The sequence below is a fragment of the Streptomyces sp. PA03-5A genome (assembly GCF_033792725.1).
Lineage (GTDB): Bacteria > Actinomycetota > Actinomycetes > Streptomycetales > Streptomycetaceae > Actinacidiphila.
On sequence record NZ_JARAVL010000077.1, the window covers coordinates 1 to 15,871 of the forward strand.

The following is a 15,871-nucleotide window of genomic DNA, read 5'->3' on the forward strand; positions in this document are numbered from 1 at the left end:
CTCCAAAGCCTTCGTCACAACCAAGGTTCCTTCCGGTCGGGGGGCCGGTGAGCGGGCCGAACGCGGGATTCCACCCCGCGGTCTGTACATTGCATACAGGCGACGAATACTGTATGCAGACGTTTATCCCGCATGGACGACCCGGTGTCCAGAGGTCTGCACCGGATTATCGTCCGACCCCGAGTCAGGGCAGGTGCGTTTGACGATGGATCTGTTCGAGTACCAAGCACGGGAGCTCTTCGCGCGGCACGGCGTCCCCGTGCTCGCCGCCCACGTGGTGGACGACCCCGCCGAGGCCCGGGCCGCGGCCGAACGCCTTGGCGGGCAGGTCGTGGTGAAGGCCCAGGTGAAGACCGGCGGCCGGGGCAAGGCCGGCGGCGTGAAGCTCGCCTCCGACCCCGCGGACGCGCAGGACAAGGCCCGCGCCATCCTCGGCCTGGACATCAAGGGCCACACGGTCGGCAAGGTCATGCTGACGCCGACCGCCGACATCCAGGACGAGTACTACGTCTCCTTCCTCCTCGACCGCGCCGAACGGACGTTCCTCGCCATGGCCTCGGCCCAGGGCGGCATGGACATCGAGGAGGTCGCCGCCACCCGGCCGGAGGCCCTGGCCCGCGTCCCCGTCGACGTCGCCGAGGGCGTCAGCGAGGAGAAGGCCCGGCAGATCGCCGAAGCGGCCGGGCTCCCCGAGGAGACCGTGCCCGTGCTGATCGCGCTGTGGGAGGTCTTCACTGCGGAGGACGCCCTGCTGGTCGAGGTCAACCCGCTGGTCCGCACCACGGACGGCCGTCTCCTCGCCCTGGACGGCAAGGTCTCCCTCGACGCCAACGCCCGCTTCCGCCACCCGGACCACGAGGCGTACGAGACCCCCGGCGAGGGCGACCCCCTGGAGGCCGCCGCCCGCGCCAAGGGCCTCAACTACGTCAAGCTCGACGGCACCGTCGGCGTCATCGGCAACGGCGCGGGCCTGGTGATGAGCACCCTCGACGTGGTCGCCCACCACGGCGGGGCCCCCGCCAACTTCCTCGACATCGGCGGCGGCGCCTCCGCCCAGGTGATGGCCGACGGGCTCGGCGTCATCCTCTCCGACCCCGACGTCACCTCCGTCCTCGTCAACGTCTTCGGCGGCATCACCGCCTGCGACGCCGTCGCGGACGGCATCGTCCAGGCCCTCGACCTGGTCGAGCTCACCAAGCCCCTCGTCGTCCGCCTCGACGGCAACAACGCCGAGCGCGGCCGGGCCGTCCTCGACGAGGCCGCGGCGACGCTGGGCCCCCTCGTACAGCAGCTGGACACCATGGACGGCGCGGCCGCGCGGGCCGCCGAGCCCGCAAGGAGCTGATCGCGATGGCCATCTTCCTCGACCGCAACAGCAAGGTGATCGTCCAGGGCATGACCGGCTCGGAGGGCATGAAGCACACCCGCCGCATGCTCGCCTCGGGGACGGACGTCGTCGGCGGAGTCAACCCGCGCAAGGCCGGCACGAGGGTCGAGTTCGACGGGCGCACCGTCCCCGTCTTCGGCTCGGTCAAGGAGGCGGTCGGCACGACCGGCGCCGACGTCAGCGTCGTCTTCGTGCCGCCGCCCTTCGTGCGCGCCGCCGTCGACGAGGCCGTCGACGGCGGCCTCGGGCTCGTCGTCGTCATCACCGAGGGCGTCCCCGTGCACGACACGGTCGCCTTCCGGGCCCGCGCGGTCGCCTCCGGCACCCGCGTCATCGGGCCCAACTGTCCCGGTCTCATCAGCCCCGGCCAGTCCAACGCGGGCATCATCCCGGCCGACATCACCACCTCCGGCCGCATCGGCCTGGTGTCGAAGTCCGGCACGCTCACCTACCAACTGATGTACGAGCTGCGCGACCTCGGGTTCTCCACCGCCGTCGGCATCGGCGGCGACCCCGTCATCGGCACCACCCACATCGACTGCCTGCGCGCCTTCCAGGACGACCCCGACACCGACCTGATCGTCATGATCGGCGAGATCGGCGGCGACGCCGAGGAACGCGCCGCCTCCTACGTCTCCCGCCTGGTCACCAAGCCGGTCGTCGGCTACGTCGCGGGCTTCACGGCGCCCGAGGGTAAGACCATGGGCCACGCCGGCGCCATCGTCTCCGGCTCCTCCGGCACCGCGCAGGCCAAGAAGGAGGCGCTGGAGGCCGCCGGCGTCAAGGTCGGCAGCACCCCCTCGGAGACCGCACGGCTCGTGCGCGGGCTGCTGCGGTGACCGCCCCCACCGGGGCCGCGGGCGTGGAGCAGCTGCTCACCCGCAGGTACGACGTGGGCGCGGCACTCGTACCGCTCGACCTCACAAGGACGCGGGCCCGCACCGGAGTAGCCGTCGTCGCGTGCATGGACGCCCGGCTCGGCGTCGAGGCGATGTTCGGGCTGCGGCCGGGCGACGCCGACGTCATCCGCAACGCGGGCGGGTGCGTCACCCCCGACACCCTCCGCTCGCTCCGGCTGAGCCAACTGCAGGGCGGCACCCGCGAGATCGTGCTGGTGCACCACGAGGACTGCGCGGTGCTGGGCGACCCCGAGCAGGACCTGCGCGCGTGCATGGCCCGCCTCCGCGCCGCCACGGAGCTGCCCCGCACCGAGGTGGTGCGGGGATTCCTCTACACCCGTGGTGGTGCGCTGCGGGAGATCCGCCGTGATCGGGCGGAGCAGCCATGACCCTCACCCTCAAACCCGGAACGGCCTGGACCGACGCCTGGCAGCGGTGCCTGCGGGCCGCCCCCGAGGCGTTCCACGAGGACCGCGTGCTCAACCTGTGGGCCGGGGCCTGGCGGACCGACGGCCGGATCCTGCCGGCCACCAGCCCCGTCGACGGCACCCCCGTCGCCGGGGTGCCCCGGCTCGACGCGGACACCGCCCGGCAGGCCGTCCGCGCCGCCCTCGACCAGCACCGCGCCTGGCGGATGATCCCGGTTCCCGAGCGCAGGGCGCGGGTCTCGGCCGCCCTGGACGCCCTGGCCGAGCACCGCGTGCTGCTCGCGCTCCTCCTGGTCTGGGAGATCGGCAAGCCCTGGCGGCTCGCCCTGGCCGACGTAGACCGGGCCGTCGACGGGGTCCGCTGGTACGTCGGAGAGATCGACGACATGGTCGAGTGGCGCCGCCCGCTGCCCGGCCCGGTCGCCAACCTCGCCGGCTGGAACTACCCCATGAGCATCCTGGTCCACGCGATGCTCGTGCAGGCGCTGGCCGGCAACGCCGCCATCGCCAGGACCCCCGCCGACGGGGGCCTCGCCTGCCTGACCCTGGCCTGCGCGCTCATCGCCCGCGAGGACGTACCGGTGACCCTGGTCGGCGGCGGCGACGAGCTCTGCGGGGCGCTGGTACGGGCCCCGGAGATCGGCTGCGTCTGTTCCGTCGGCGGCCGGGACGCGGGCGGCCGGGTCGCCTCCGGCCTCACCGACCCCAGCAGACGCCATGTCATCGAGCAGGAGGGCCTGAACACCTGGGGCGTGTGGGACTACAGCGACTGGGAGACCCTGACCGGTCACCTCAGCGGGACCTTCGACTACGCCAAGCAGCGCCGCACCGCCTACCCCCGCTTCGTCGTGCGGCGCGAACTCCTGGCCGACTTCCTGTCCGCCTACCTGCCCGTCGTGCGCTCCGTGCGCCTCGGCCACCCGCTCGCCGTGGACGACCCCGGGGACGACCTCCCCGAGCTCGACTTCGGGCCGCTGATCAACGCGGCCAAGGCCAAGGAACTGGACGACCTCGTCTCCGAGGCCATCGACCGCGGCGCCACCCCGCTCCACCGCGGCAGCCTCGCCGACGCCCGCCTGCTGCCCGGCCAGGACACCTCCGCCTACCTGGCGCCGGTCACCCTCCTCGACCCTCCCACCACCTCCCCGCTGCACCATGCGGAGCCCTTCGGCCCGGTCGACACGATCGTCCCGGTCGACACCGAGGCGGAGCTGCTGGCCGCCATGAACGCCGGCGACGGCGCCCTCGTCGCCACCCTCTCCACCGACGACGAGGACACCTTCGCCCGCCTCGCCCCGGACATCCGCGCCTTCAAGATCGGCCACAACAGGCCCCGGTCCCGGGGCGACCACGCCGAGCCCTTCGGCGGCCTCGGCGCCTCCTGGCGCGGCGCCTTCGTCGGCGGCGACCTGCTGGTCCGCGCCGTCACGCGCGGCCCCGCGGGCGAACGCCCCCCGGGGAACTTCCCGGGCTACCACCTGATGCCGCCCGAGGCTGTATAGCGGCACTCCGGTGCCGGGGCCCACACGGCCCCGGCACCCTGTGCACCCTGCGGATACGCAGGTGAAACCCACCCCGAATCCTTGGTATCGTTGTGCCTGTCGCCGCGGGGCCAGCCCTGCGGATCACCTGTCCGGGTGGCGGAATGGCAGACGCGCTAGCTTGAGGTGCTAGTGCCCTTTATCGGGCGTGGGGGTTCAAGTCCCCCCTCGGACACTTTTCACCAACGAAATGCTGGCTGGGAGCGATTCCGGCCAGCATTTTGTGCTGTTGCAGCTGGTAGGTCATCCGCAGCCCCAGCGCCCGCCACAGCCGGTTCATCTGCCTCCCTGGGGCGCTACGGAGCGCATCTGCGGCGTCTCCCGCCGCGTCCACGAACTCGGCAATTTTCTCGCGCGAGAGCACGCGGGGCTTGCGGGTGCGGAGCTGGGCCGCCGGGATGGCTCGGCGGGCTTCGGTCTCGGTGATCCATTGGGCGACGGTCTTGGAGTCGGCGGCTCCGGAATCGATCAGGGCCCGGTAGCGGGAGAGTCCGCCGTCGCCGGCGGCCGTCGCCGTCGCAGGCGCGGACGACGGCCGCCGCAGCGGTAGTGGCGTCGGCTGCATCAGTGCGCACCGTTCGTGCGTCGTGCATCCGAATCGAGGGTGGCTGCCTTCCGAGGGGGCGGGGCTCGCCGGTCAGGGTGGCTCCACCAGTGAGGCGCCGGGTCATCAGGTCGGTCATGGCAAGGTGGACGACGGCCTCGGATCGGCAGGGGAGGCCTCGCCGTCAGGGCCGGCCGGCGGTGGAACATCGTCCGGCCCGGCGTGCGCTCAACCGTCCACCGCCGGGCAGCGGATCACCTGGTGGCGGCTGGTCCTCGGAGGGTTTCCAGGTCGATGCCCAGGCCGGCCGCGTGTCCGAACGAGATCGCTGGACGTCGGCGCACGGTCTGGTGTCCACCACCCGGGAACAGCCCCCTACTTCACGCCGCCGGCGGTGAGTCCGGCGATGATGCGCCGCTGGAAGACGAGTACGGCGATGACGAGGGGCACTGTGACCAGGACACCGGCCGCCATCTGCGTGCCGTACGGCTGGTCGAAGCGATAGGCGCCGGTGAAGCGCGAGATGGCGACGGTCGCCGTCTGCATCGACTTCTGGTTGACCATGGACAGAGCGATGATGAATTCGTTCCAGGCCGCGATGAAGGTGATGATCGCCGTGGTGAAGATGCCCGGAGCGGCGATGGGAATGATGACCTTCCGGAATGCCTGCCCCCGAGTACAGCCGTCCACCATGGCGGCTTGCTCCAGTTCCGCCGGCAGTTGGCGGAAGAACGCGGTGAGCGTCCACACGGCCAACGGAAGGGCGAAGGACATGCTGGGGACGACCATGGCCTGGTAGGTGTTGATCCATCCGATGTCCGAGAAGAGCCTCAGCAACGGGATGATGAGCGAGATCCCGGGAAACATGGACGTGGCGATGATGACCGCCGCGACAGCGCCCTTGAAGCGGAATTCCAGGCGGGCCAGCGCATAGGCCGCGACGGTGCCGACCAGCAGCGTGAGCGCGGTGGTCACGCCGGCCACGACGAGGCTGTTGAGCAGCGAGCGCTGGAAGCCGACGTCCGGCCTGAACACCGCGGCGAAGTTGGCGCCGGACCACGGATGGGGCAGCAGCGAGAGCTGGAACTGGTCGGTCGGGCGCCGGAAGCTCGACACGACCATCCAGTAGAACGGCGCGAGACAGTAGAAGACGATGGCGGCGATGCCCAGGGGCCGCAGCAGGGCCGTCGGGCGGTACCGCCGGGCCGGAGCCGGTACGGGGTGGTCGGCGGCGGTCATGCGGTGGTGGCCTTTCGTGCCGGGGCGGGCGTCCGGGTCGTGCGGGCGGTGCGCCGGCGGGCTCTGGCCTCTCCGATGAGGTCCGTGCCGAGCAGCTTCACGAAGGCGAACGCCACGATGACGACGTAGGCGAACAGGAGGGTCGCGTAGGCGGCCGCGGGGCCGTAGCGCACATTGCTGGCCTCGTAGTACGCGAGCATCGCCAGCGTCTCCACCTCGTGCTTCCGGCCGCCGATCAGGACGAAGGGCAGGTCGAACATGCGCAGCGCGTCCAGGATGCGGAACAGGACGGCGATCAGCAGGGTGGGTTTGACCAGGGGCAGTGTGATGCTGCGGAACTGGCGCCAGGGACCGGCGCCGTCGACCCGGGCCGCCTCGTACAGCTCACGGGGTATCAACTGCAGGCCCGCGAGAACCAGGAGGCCGATGAACGGCGCGGTCTTCCACGTGTCGGCGACGATCACCGCCAGCTTCGCCTGCCACCCGTCTGCGGTCCACAGGATCTGCCGGCCGAGCAGGGCGTTGGCCACGCCGTTGACGTCGAAGACCCACCGCCACAGCAGCGCGGAGACGGCCGTAGGGATGGCCCATGGCACCAGAATGGCCGCGCGCACGACGGCGCGCCCGCGCAGGGCGTGGTTCATGACCATGGCCATCGCGATGCCGATGAGCACCTCGATCGACACGGTGGTGACGGTGAAGAACGTGGTGTTCCAGAAGGCATTCCAGAACATCGAGGCGTTGGTCCCTGAGAACGCGTCCGTGTAGTTGCGCAGGCCCGCGAATCGCTCCCCCTCCACCACGAAGCCGTCGGCGTCGAGGCCCTGGCCCTCTTGGAAGAGGGAAGCCCTTATGGCGGCCACCAGGGGATAGGCGATGACCAGGCCGAGGACGAGGAGGGTGGGCGAGAGCAGGGCGGCCGCGAGGCGGCCGTCACCCCGGCTCTTGCGGAGCCTTGGGACAGGACGCGCGGTGGCTGTCCGGATGGTGGTGGTCACGAGGTGTCCTTCTTCGGGGGAACGCCGATCGCCCCGGCCGGGCACGGAGCGCGGAGGGCGCCGCCCGGCCGGGGACGACTCACTCTGCGGTGATCTTCTCCAACTGCTGCTGCAGGTCGGTGAGCGCGGTGTCGGGGCTCGCCTTTCCGGAGACCACCGGATAAATGGCGTTCTGGATGGCCGCGGTGACATCGCCGTAGCGCACGGCCTTCGGCCGGGGCCGGGCACTCTCGATCGACTTGCCGAGCGTCGCGAGGTAGGGGAACTTCTTCTGAAGGTCGGCCTGGCTGTACAGGTTCGCCCGGGTCGGCGCGACCGCTGCCTTCAGCAGGTTGGAGCGCTGGGCTTCCTCACTGGTCAGGAACTTGATGAAGTCCCGCGCGGACGCCTTGTGCGGGGCGAATGTGGACACGGCCAGGTTCAGGCCTCCCAGGGTGGAGGAGCCGGGGCCGTTCATTCCCGGCAGCGGAGCGACGTCGAACTTGCCCGCCACCTTCGAGGAGCCGTCGGTCTCGTTGGCGAGGTTCCATACATACGGCCACTGGCGCAGGAAGATGAGCTTGCCCGCCTGGAAGGCCTCGCGGCCGTTCTCCTCCTGGTAGGTCAGCGCCTCCTTCGGGATGGTGCCGTCCTTGAAGCTGTCCACGAGCCACTTCAGGCCGGCCTTCGCCTCGGGTGTGTCGACGGTCGGCTTGCCGTTGTCGTCGAACAGTTCCCCGCCGGCGGACTGGACGGCTTCGGAGAAGTTGACGGTCAGGCCCTCGTACTTGTCGAACTGGCCCGCGTAGCAGCTCATCTTGGAGGCCTCGGGCAGCTTCAGGACCTTCTTGCAGACGGCCGCCATCTCGGTCCAGGTGGTCGGCGCCTCGGCCTTGACCTTCTTCAGCAGGTCGGTGCGGTAGAAGAGCATCCCGCCGTTGGACTGGTACGGGGCCGCGTACACCTTGCCCCGGTATTTCGCGGTGTCGACGGCGGACGGCAGCAGGCCGTCCAGCGGGAAGTCCCCGGCCGGAAGTTGGTCGATCCAGCGGTTGGCGGCGAATTCGGCGGTCCAGGTCACGTCGAGGCCGAGCACCGAGTACGCGTCCGACTTCACCTGGGCGTTCTGCACCATCTGCTGACGCTGCGCGTCCGCGGAGGTGGGCAGTTCGGTGATGGTGGCCTTTTCCCTGGGGTGCGCGGAGTTCCACTCGTCGAGCAGGTTCTGCAGATTGCCGGAGGTGTCCTTGCCGGTGGCCAGGGTTATGGGACCGCGATCACCGGAGCCCTGGTCTCCCGCGTTCTTGTCCGTCCCGTTGCTGCTGCACGCACTGGCGGCGAGTGCGGCGGCCGCGGCAACAGCGGCCGCCTGCAGAATTCTTCGACTGGTCATTCCCTTGCTCCTCGTTGAGCAGCGCCGGTCGGCGCGGATTCGAATGGTGCGGCAGCGAAAAAAATCACATCGGATCGTGAGCGTGCACACTGCGCCGACGTTCTGCTGTCAGGCGCTTTTCCCGTCAGCCCTCGGCGGTTTCAGGACCTGATACGCCCGCTGTGTCCGGGTCGAGTGTCTGTCCGGTGGGTCGGCACCGGGAGCGCCGGAGCGTTCCCCGCCTGCGGAGGCGGGGTGCCCGGAGAGGGCGCCGCGGCCCGGCTCTCCAGGTACCCGATGACCGCCACCGCCCCGGCGGCCGCCCAGGCCTGGGGACGGCAGGCCGAGGGATAGGCGGGCAGGGGCCCGCTGTCGGCCGCCGAGACCCCTGCGTACAGCTCCGGCAGTCGGTATCCGAAGCGTTCCGCGGCCTCGACCACTCCGTTCGCCAGTGAGCGGGCCACCTCGTGGTGGCCCTCGGCGGCCAACCCGAGCACGGCGATGGCTGTGTCGTGCGGCCAGACGCTGCCGCAGTGGTAGCTCATCGGGTTGAAGGCAGCGCTGGTGGAGGAGAGGGTCCGCAGTCCGAATCCGCAGTCCATGTCCGGCGCGGACAGTCTGCGGGCGACCAAAGCCGCCTCGTCGGGTGAAAGCAGCCCGGTGCCGAGCAGATGGGCCATGTTGGAGGAGGCGCCGTCCACCGGCCGCTTGGCCCCGTCCAACGCGATCGCTGGATAGGGCCCGACGTCGTCGCAGACCCAGTACGCCTCGCGGAAACGCTCACGCAGCCGGGCCGCCCAGTCCCGCAACGGCTCTGCTCCGCCGGCACCGAAGCTCTCCAGCAGGTCCGCGCCCTGCACGGCGGCGGCATGCGCGTACCCCTGGACCTCGCACAGTGCCAGCGGTGCCTCCGCGAGCCGTCCGTCGGACCAGCGCACCCCGTCGTGGGAGTCCTTCCAGCCCTGGTTCGCCAGGCTTCCCGGGACGGTGGCCCGGTACTCGAGGAACCCGTCCCCGTCGGCGTCACCCGCTTCGGTGATCCACCGCAGGGCCTTCCGCAGGTGCGGCAGCAGCTCGGCGACCTCGGCCTCGGGCAGGCCCGCCCGCCAGGCGTCGTGCAGCAGGCGCACCCACAGCGCCGTGGCGTCGACCGTGCCGTAGTACAGCGGGGGCAGTGTGAGGCTGCCCAGCCGCAGCGGCTCCGGGCGCGCCTCGTGCAGGATCTTCCCGGGCTGCTCCTCCGCCTCGGGCAGGTCCCGCCGGCCCTGCCTGCGGGCGAGGGTGCGCAGCGTGCCCCCGGAAACCGCGGTGCCCAGGGGCAGCAGCATCCGGGCGGACCAGAGCGAATCGCGTCCGAAGAGGGTGAAGTACCAAGGACTCCCGGCGGCGAGGAAGCGGTCCCGCGGATCGAGAGGGTCGCACAGCAGCATGGCCTGCAGGTCCTCGAGACTGCTCTGCAGCAGGCGCGCCCGGCGGTGGTCGACCGGCGCTTGCGCGGGCGCGGCCCATGGCGGAGGCAGCGAGTCGAGTGGCGCGCCGAATGCGGCTCGCGGCGCGCCGCCGGAAGCAGTGGCCGGGTCGGTGTCGGGCGATGCGCACACGCGAAGGGAGAGCGACCAGGAGCCTCTGGGCGGCAGTTCGGCCTCGAAGCACAGGACGGCCGTTCCACCCTCCTCCCGGCATTCGGCCGGCGCCGGGGCCGCGGTCAGGACGACCCCCGTGCCGTCGCGGTCCCAGCGAACCTCGCCGCCGGCGGTGACCGGGGGGACAGGGCGGATGCGCTCGCCCGACCGGACCTCGTGCACGGGAGCCAGGTCCGACTCGGCGCGCACCCGCACCCGCACCCGCAGGGGGGCGTCGCCGAAGGTGCGCAGCCTCAGGTGCTCCTCAAGGGCGCTGTGCGTCAGCACCCGGCGGCGCTCCAGCATCAGGTCCGTGTCGGCCGCAGCTCCGCGGACCGGCTGCACGGCGGCGGTGAACCGGGCCTCGGACGACCGGGTCAGTGACCGGCCCACCGGCCGGACCTCGGCATCGACGATCTCGACCTCCAGCCGGGAGAGCATCCGGCGGTCGTTGTCGTAGTAGCCGTCCGCGCCGCCCGTCCGCAGTTGGCCGTCCGACCCGCACAGCGCGGCGGCGGGGGCACGCAGCACGGTCACGAGGTCGTGCAGCGCAGGTGGGTGAGGGGTCGTCACCCTGCCTCCTTCGGTCAAGCGGGTCACCGGTGGGGCCGCGCAGCGCAACCGCCGCCGAATTCATGGGCTGGTGCCGTCACCCGGTGCGTCGACCGTGAATGCGGAAGACAGCAGCGGTGGACACGCGGCCGATCGGCGGTCGCTGACGTACAGAGTCCTGGCGCCGAGCTCGAACCGTCGTCGGCGACCCGGAAGTTGAACGATCAAAACTGCGACGCGCAGGACTATGCCATGTGGCGGACCACCTGACTAGGGGGAGTTTCCTCAACGTTTCCGTGGTGTTCCGTGTGGAGGAACTCAGGTGCTCCCGCCGACGGTCAACTCCCGTCCCGCAGAACCTACGCGGAAGCAGCGGGCGGATTGCCGCGAGCGTCAGGAGCTCTCACGGACGATCAACTCCGGTTCGAACAGCACGTACTCGGATGCGGCGGGTGGGCTCCCTGCCAGGAGGGCGGTCAGCAGCCTGATCACCGCACGTCCGACCTCGGTCAAAGGCTGCCGCAGCGTGGTCAGCGAGGGCTGGACCAGCGCGGCGGCAGGGGAGTCGTCGAAGCCGACCACTGCCACGTCCCGTCCGATGGCCAGCCCCTGGTCCCGGACTGCCGTGTAACACCCCAGCGCCAGGGTGTCACTGGCCGCCACCACCGCCGTGGGGCGGGGCCAGGCGCGCAGCAGTTCAGCGGCAGCGGCGGCGCCGTCGTCGATCGTGTCGGGCGAGCGGGCGGAGTTGTGGGCGACCAGTTCGTGCCGGTCCATGGCCAGGCGCCATCCGAGCAGGCGGTCCTGTCCCGGCCCGCTGCCTTCCTCCATCCCGAGGAACGCGATCTCCCGGTGACCTCTGGCGACGAGGTGGTCCACAGCCGCGCCGATGCCGGCTGCGCCGTCCACATCAACCCACAACTGCCCGGGCGGGGCATGGGACGCCCGGCCGAAGCCCACGAAAGGCGCGTTCCGTGAGGCGAGCCATTCCGGTCGGGGATCGCCGGGGTCCAGCCGGGACAGTATGAAGGCGTCGACGCTGGACGTGCGCAGCATCTCGTCGTACGTCGCCAGCTCGTCCTGGAAATCCTGCGCGGCGCAGATCACCACGCGGTAGCCGTTCTCCTGGGCCGCCGCCGCGAGCGCGTGCAGGAATCGGTCGAGGATCACATTCGATGTGCCACCCCGCCCTACCTCGACGCAGTAGCCGATCTGCCGCGACGCCTGGGTCCTGAGCGACCTCGCCGCCCGGTTGGGCTCATAGCCGATCTCCTTGATCACCCGGAGCACGCGGTCCAGCGTCTCCGGGCGCAAGCGATCCGGTGTGTTCAGGGCGTTGGAGACCGTCTGGCGGGATACCCCCGCGATACGTGCCACATCGTTGACGGTGGGAGCCGGCGAGACGGAGCGCTTACGCATAGGAGTACCAGTCTACCGGCGAGGACGGAGACAGCCATCGCCTGTTCACCGACCGCGACGGCCACCGAACGAACCGGTGCGGGCCGCATTCTGGACCCTGTGGCCCCGCTCCCTGGACTGGGGGCGCGGCGGGCAGCTTACCGGGCCGTCGGTCACCTGGTGCCGGTACACGGCGGGGCGCGGCAGGCGCGCAGCCCGGTCGAGACTGCCGTCAGTCCCGTCCGGGCCGGGGCGTACCCGCCACGCGTTCGGGGATCGGGCTACTTCGCGATCAGCAGGAGGATGGCCCGGCCGTGCAGGCGGTAGACAGTGCCGGCGCCGCCGACGAGGGCTTCGGAGCCGGGGGAGGCCACCTGATCGGGTCCTTCGGCCCAGGTCGAGGTGTCGGTGACGCGGTACCACTGCTTGCCCGCGCCAGGTGAGGGGAGGGTGAAGTCGACGTCACCGGACCAGCCGTTGTAGCCGACGTAGACGGCGCTGCTGGGGTCGCCGAGTTCGGTGCCATCGAGGCGCAAGGCCAAGGCGTGGTTGTTCGGGCTGGACCAGTAGGCGCCGTCGGGCGCGCTGCCGGCGGGGGTGAACCAGTTCAGCTGGCCCAGGCCGTTGCCGTTGTTGTCGGCGGCGCTGTAGAAGGCTGCCGGACGCATGGCCGGGTGCGCCTTGCGGAAGGTGATGAGCCGCTGGGCGTAGGTGCGGAAGGTGCTCTGGTCCGCGGTCGGGCTGTGGCCGAGCCAGTTGGCGGAGGAGTCCAGGTTGTACGGATTGTTGTTGCAGCGGATCGAGCGCAGGGTCTCGTCGCCGCCGGTCATCATGGGCGTGCCGGCGGACAGCATCAGCAAGGCGAAGCCGTTGCGGGCGGACTTGCGCTGGTCGGCGGCGTTACCGCCCTGGTCCCAGGACAGGTTGTGGTCCGAGCCGCCGTCGGAGGGGCCGTACGGCCAGGGCTGCGTGTTGCTCTTGGTGTTGCACGTGTACAGGTCGGCGAGGGTGAAGCCGTCGTGGGCGACCATGAAGTTGACCGAGTTGAAGGGTGCGCGGCCGTCGTCCTGGTACAGGTCGGCATCGAGGCGGGCCCCGCCGACGACAAGGACTACGGGGAGCACCACGAGATCACCGCCGAGGGCGTCGCCGAGCTCCTCGGATCGGCCGACTCGGTGATCATCACCCCCGGCTACGGCATGGCCGTCGCCCAGGCCCAGTACGGCATCGCCGAGCTGACCCGCAAGCTCAGGGAGCGCGACGTCGACGTGCGCTTCGGCATCCACCCGGTCGCCGGCCGGCTGCCGGGCCACATGAACGTCCTGCTCGCCGAGGCCAAGGTCCCCTATGACATCGTGCTGGAGATGGACGAGATCAACGACGACTTCGACGACACCGCCGTCGTCCTCGTCATCGGCGCCAACGACACCGTCAACCCCGCGGCCGCCGAGGACCCGGGCTCGCCCATCGCGGGCATGCCCGTCCTGCAGGTCTGGAACGCCGAGAACGTCATCGTCTTCAAACGCTCCATGGCCTCCGGTTACGCCGGAGTCCAGAACCCCCTCTTCTACCGCGACAACTCCGCCATGCTCTTCGGCGACGAAGGACCGCGTCGAGGACATCCTCCGCGTCCTGTGACCCGCTGTCGGTGGGGTCGGCTACCTTCGGGTCATGTCGATCACCGCACAACTGCGCGACTCGGTGGAGCTGCCGGGTGGGGGCGCACTCGTCAACGGCTTCGCGTTCGAGAGCCGCGGGGGCGGTGCGTGCCGCGCCCTGCTCGGCAACGGGCGCGAGCTGGAGGTCCACGACCTGAACGAGGTGTTCGCGGGTGAGCGCGTGCCGACCGCCGTCTTCCCCCTTCCCTGGCCGGGGTGGGACCGCGGCGTCCACTCGGTGAGTCCCGACGGCACGTTCGCGGTGTTCTCGGGCCAGCGTGCGGTACGGGCGGTGGGCAGGGGCGGCGGGACGCTGTGGGAGTACCGGCACGCCTGCTGGGGGCCCGCGGTCGGCCACCCGCACACGGGGGACGAGCAGGAGGTGTGCCCCGGTCACGAGCACGGATCCTGCCGGGTCTCGGACGACGGCCGGCTCGTCTGGGCGCATGTCGTGGCCGAGCCGGCGGAAGGCGACTGGGAGGAGCGCTGGGTCGTCCTGGACGCCCGGGACGGCCGGGAGCTGGCCCGGCTGCCGCTGGGCAGTGCGGCATCCGGTTCGCATCATCTGTCCCACCCGGACGGTGTCCACATGGGCCTGTGCATCGGCATGGGCCAGGACGGCATCCTGCTGCACTGGGCGCGCCGGGACGGCGGCGAGCTGACCGGCTGGGACCTCAACGAGGGCATGGACCGCATCCTGACGGACGTCCATGCGGGGCACCCGGGCTTCCTGACCGTCGAGCACAGCGGGTGGGACCTGCAACTGCACGCCCTGGACGGCACCGTGCTCGCCGAGGTCTCGCCCGATCCGGCCGGCGACGAGGACCCGCCCCGCTGGGACTACGGCTGCGGCTTCGTGGACGCCGACACGGTCACCGCCTCGACGATCGACTCCGCCGAGGACCCCGAACAGGCCCGCCACTGGCTGCTCGACGCCCACAGTCTGGAGACACGCGGATCGGTCGGCTATCCCAGGGGCCATGTCGACAGCTATGTGCGTCCGCTCGGCGATGGGACCTGGCTCACCTATGACGACAAGAGCGGGACGCTGAACCGCTGGGCGGAAACGGCACTTTGAGCACGACCAGGACGCCCGCCGGTGCCGGTGGGTGCCCCTGACGCGGTGCCAGACCGTCTTGAGGTTGCAGAACTTCCGAATGCCCTCCGTGGCGAGCTCGCGGCCGATGCCCGAGTCCTTCGCGCCGCCGCCCTGGTCCGGTTGGACATCGCGGGGAGGGGCCCGGGCCACGCCGTGACGGTCGGCGTGGACGTGCGGTTCCTGGCGGGACTGTGGGACCTGGCCGTCCCGGAGCACACCCGGTGCCGGTTGCACCTGGAGGCCCGCACCTGCAGGCCCAGGTCCGTGAGACCGGTCGATGCGGCGTTGAGCGCCCCGGCCCGCCGTGCGCGGCGCGGTGTCAGGACGCTGCCGCATCGGGCCAGAGCGCGCGGAGCGCGTCGGGAACCCCCTCGACGGCCTCGGAGTCACCCATGGCCAAGTGGAGGATGTAGCCGGGCAGCGTGCACATGAGCGTGGCGCCGATCGCCTCGGGAGATGCCTCACGTGTCAGGGTGCCGCCCTGCTGGTGTTCTCGGACGACCTCGGTGAGGGCGGAGCGCATCTGGGCCAGCAGGTCGTTGAACTGCTCGGCCAGCGAAGGGTTCCGCAGGGATTCGGACCAGGCAAGCACGGACAGCCCGGCGATGTTCTGCTCGGCGGTCTTGGCCTTCACGATGTCGAAGACATCGGCCATCAGGTCCCCGACGGAGCTGCTGGGCCGCTGCTCGGCGACACCGTGGACCATCGTCAGGACGTCACGCATGCTCTCCTCGACGATGGCCGTGATCATCTCGTTCTTGCTGGCGAAGTGCCGGTACACCGCGCCCGCCGAGAGGCCCGACTCCGCGAAGAGGTCCTGCATGGACGTGGAATGGAACCCGTCCCGCAGGAAGCAGCGGCGCGCCGCGTCCAGGATCTGCCGGCGGCGGGCCTCCATGTACTCCTGCGTGACCTTCGGCATGGATTCATCCTTCAATTAAAAAACGAATCTTCGTGTTAACTTAACACGGTGACCGTGGGTCATCCATAGGGAGCGCGGGGGAAATCTTTGCCCTCCTTCTCTGGACATCCACCGCGCGGGCCGCAACCATGGTTACTCCATACGGTATGCAATCTGCAGTATGGGATCCCGACGCACCACTCCCGACCCGTCGTTGGACTTGTGAGGTGGCCGTTGTGACCAAGGCACTCGAA

The 15,871-nt window shown here is 70.7% G+C and carries 13 protein-coding genes, 1 tRNA gene and 1 pseudogene; 7 read left to right on the forward strand and 8 right to left on the reverse strand.

Features of this window, described 5'->3' with window-relative positions:
- Positions 1–205: 205 nt before the first annotated feature.
- The 5 genes from sucC (at position 206) to PV410_RS44310 (ending at position 4,430) form a co-directional block, all read left to right on the forward strand.
- Positions 206–1,345, forward strand: a complete 1,140-nt coding sequence (gene sucC / locus PV410_RS44290; protein WP_500332343.1) for an ADP-forming succinate--CoA ligase subunit beta — start codon at positions 206–208, stop codon at positions 1,343–1,345.
- Between the two features lie 5 nt (positions 1,346–1,350).
- Positions 1,351–2,226 (forward strand): succinate--CoA ligase subunit alpha, encoded by an 876-nt coding sequence (sucD, locus tag PV410_RS44295; protein WP_500332344.1) that lies wholly within the window; start codon positions 1,351–1,353, stop codon positions 2,224–2,226.
- Complete coding sequence (locus PV410_RS44300) at positions 2,223–2,675, forward strand: carbonic anhydrase (protein WP_500332345.1); 453 nt, start codon at positions 2,223–2,225, stop codon at positions 2,673–2,675. The genes sucD and PV410_RS44300 overlap by 4 nt, the downstream gene beginning before the upstream one ends.
- Complete coding sequence (locus PV410_RS44305; protein ID WP_500332346.1) at positions 2,672–4,216, forward strand: aldehyde dehydrogenase family protein; 1,545 nt, start codon at positions 2,672–2,674, stop codon at positions 4,214–4,216. Before PV410_RS44300 ends, PV410_RS44305 begins: the two co-directional genes overlap by 4 nt.
- 129 nt (positions 4,217–4,345) lie before the next feature.
- Positions 4,346–4,430: transfer RNA gene (locus PV410_RS44310), tRNA-Leu, on the forward strand.
- Here PV410_RS44310 and PV410_RS44315 read toward each other — a convergent pair.
- From PV410_RS44315 to PV410_RS44345, 7 genes are all read right to left on the reverse strand, one after another.
- Positions 4,395–4,820, reverse strand: coding sequence for a hypothetical protein (locus tag PV410_RS44315; RefSeq protein WP_500332347.1), 426 nt, complete (start codon positions 4,818–4,820; stop codon positions 4,395–4,397). The genes PV410_RS44310 and PV410_RS44315 overlap by 36 nt on opposite strands.
- A gap of 354 nt (positions 4,821–5,174) precedes the next feature.
- Complete coding sequence (locus tag PV410_RS44320; RefSeq protein WP_500332348.1) at positions 5,175–6,038, reverse strand: carbohydrate ABC transporter permease; 864 nt, start codon at positions 6,036–6,038, stop codon at positions 5,175–5,177.
- On the reverse strand, positions 6,035–7,036 hold the full coding sequence (locus tag PV410_RS44325; RefSeq protein WP_500332349.1) for a carbohydrate ABC transporter permease: 1,002 nt from the start codon (positions 7,034–7,036) through the stop codon (positions 6,035–6,037). Before PV410_RS44325 ends, PV410_RS44320 begins: the two co-directional genes overlap by 4 nt.
- A gap of 79 nt (positions 7,037–7,115) precedes the next feature.
- Positions 7,116–8,408 (reverse strand): ABC transporter substrate-binding protein, encoded by a 1,293-nt coding sequence (locus PV410_RS44330; RefSeq protein ID WP_500332350.1) that lies wholly within the window; start codon positions 8,406–8,408, stop codon positions 7,116–7,118.
- A 140-nt stretch (positions 8,409–8,548) separates the two neighbouring features.
- Positions 8,549–10,582 (reverse strand): amylo-alpha-1,6-glucosidase, encoded by a 2,034-nt coding sequence (locus tag PV410_RS44335; RefSeq protein ID WP_500332351.1) that lies wholly within the window; start codon positions 10,580–10,582, stop codon positions 8,549–8,551.
- A gap of 372 nt (positions 10,583–10,954) precedes the next feature.
- The gene (locus PV410_RS44340) at positions 10,955–11,938 is read right to left on the reverse strand and encodes a LacI family DNA-binding transcriptional regulator (RefSeq protein ID WP_500332352.1); all 984 of its coding nucleotides are present in this window, start codon (positions 11,936–11,938) and stop codon (positions 10,955–10,957) included.
- A gap of 302 nt (positions 11,939–12,240) precedes the next feature.
- A complete protein-coding gene (locus tag PV410_RS44345; RefSeq protein ID WP_500332353.1) occupies positions 12,241–12,990 on the reverse strand; it encodes a hypothetical protein in 750 nt (249 codons plus the stop codon).
- Between the two features lie 45 nt (positions 12,991–13,035).
- On the opposite strand from PV410_RS44345, the pseudogene PV410_RS44350 reads away from it, so the two are divergent.
- Positions 13,036–13,597, forward strand: a pseudogene (locus PV410_RS44350) (NAD(P)(+) transhydrogenase (Re/Si-specific) subunit beta); the annotation flags it as partial.
- Between the two features lie 33 nt (positions 13,598–13,630).
- Positions 13,631–14,695, forward strand: coding sequence for a hypothetical protein (locus tag PV410_RS44355; protein ID WP_500332354.1), 1,065 nt, complete (start codon positions 13,631–13,633; stop codon positions 14,693–14,695).
- A gap of 340 nt (positions 14,696–15,035) precedes the next feature.
- Here the strand turns inward: PV410_RS44355 and PV410_RS44360 are convergent, their stop codons facing one another.
- Positions 15,036–15,638, reverse strand: coding sequence for a TetR/AcrR family transcriptional regulator (locus tag PV410_RS44360; protein WP_500332355.1), 603 nt, complete (start codon positions 15,636–15,638; stop codon positions 15,036–15,038).
- Between the last annotated feature and the right edge of the window lie 233 nt (positions 15,639–15,871).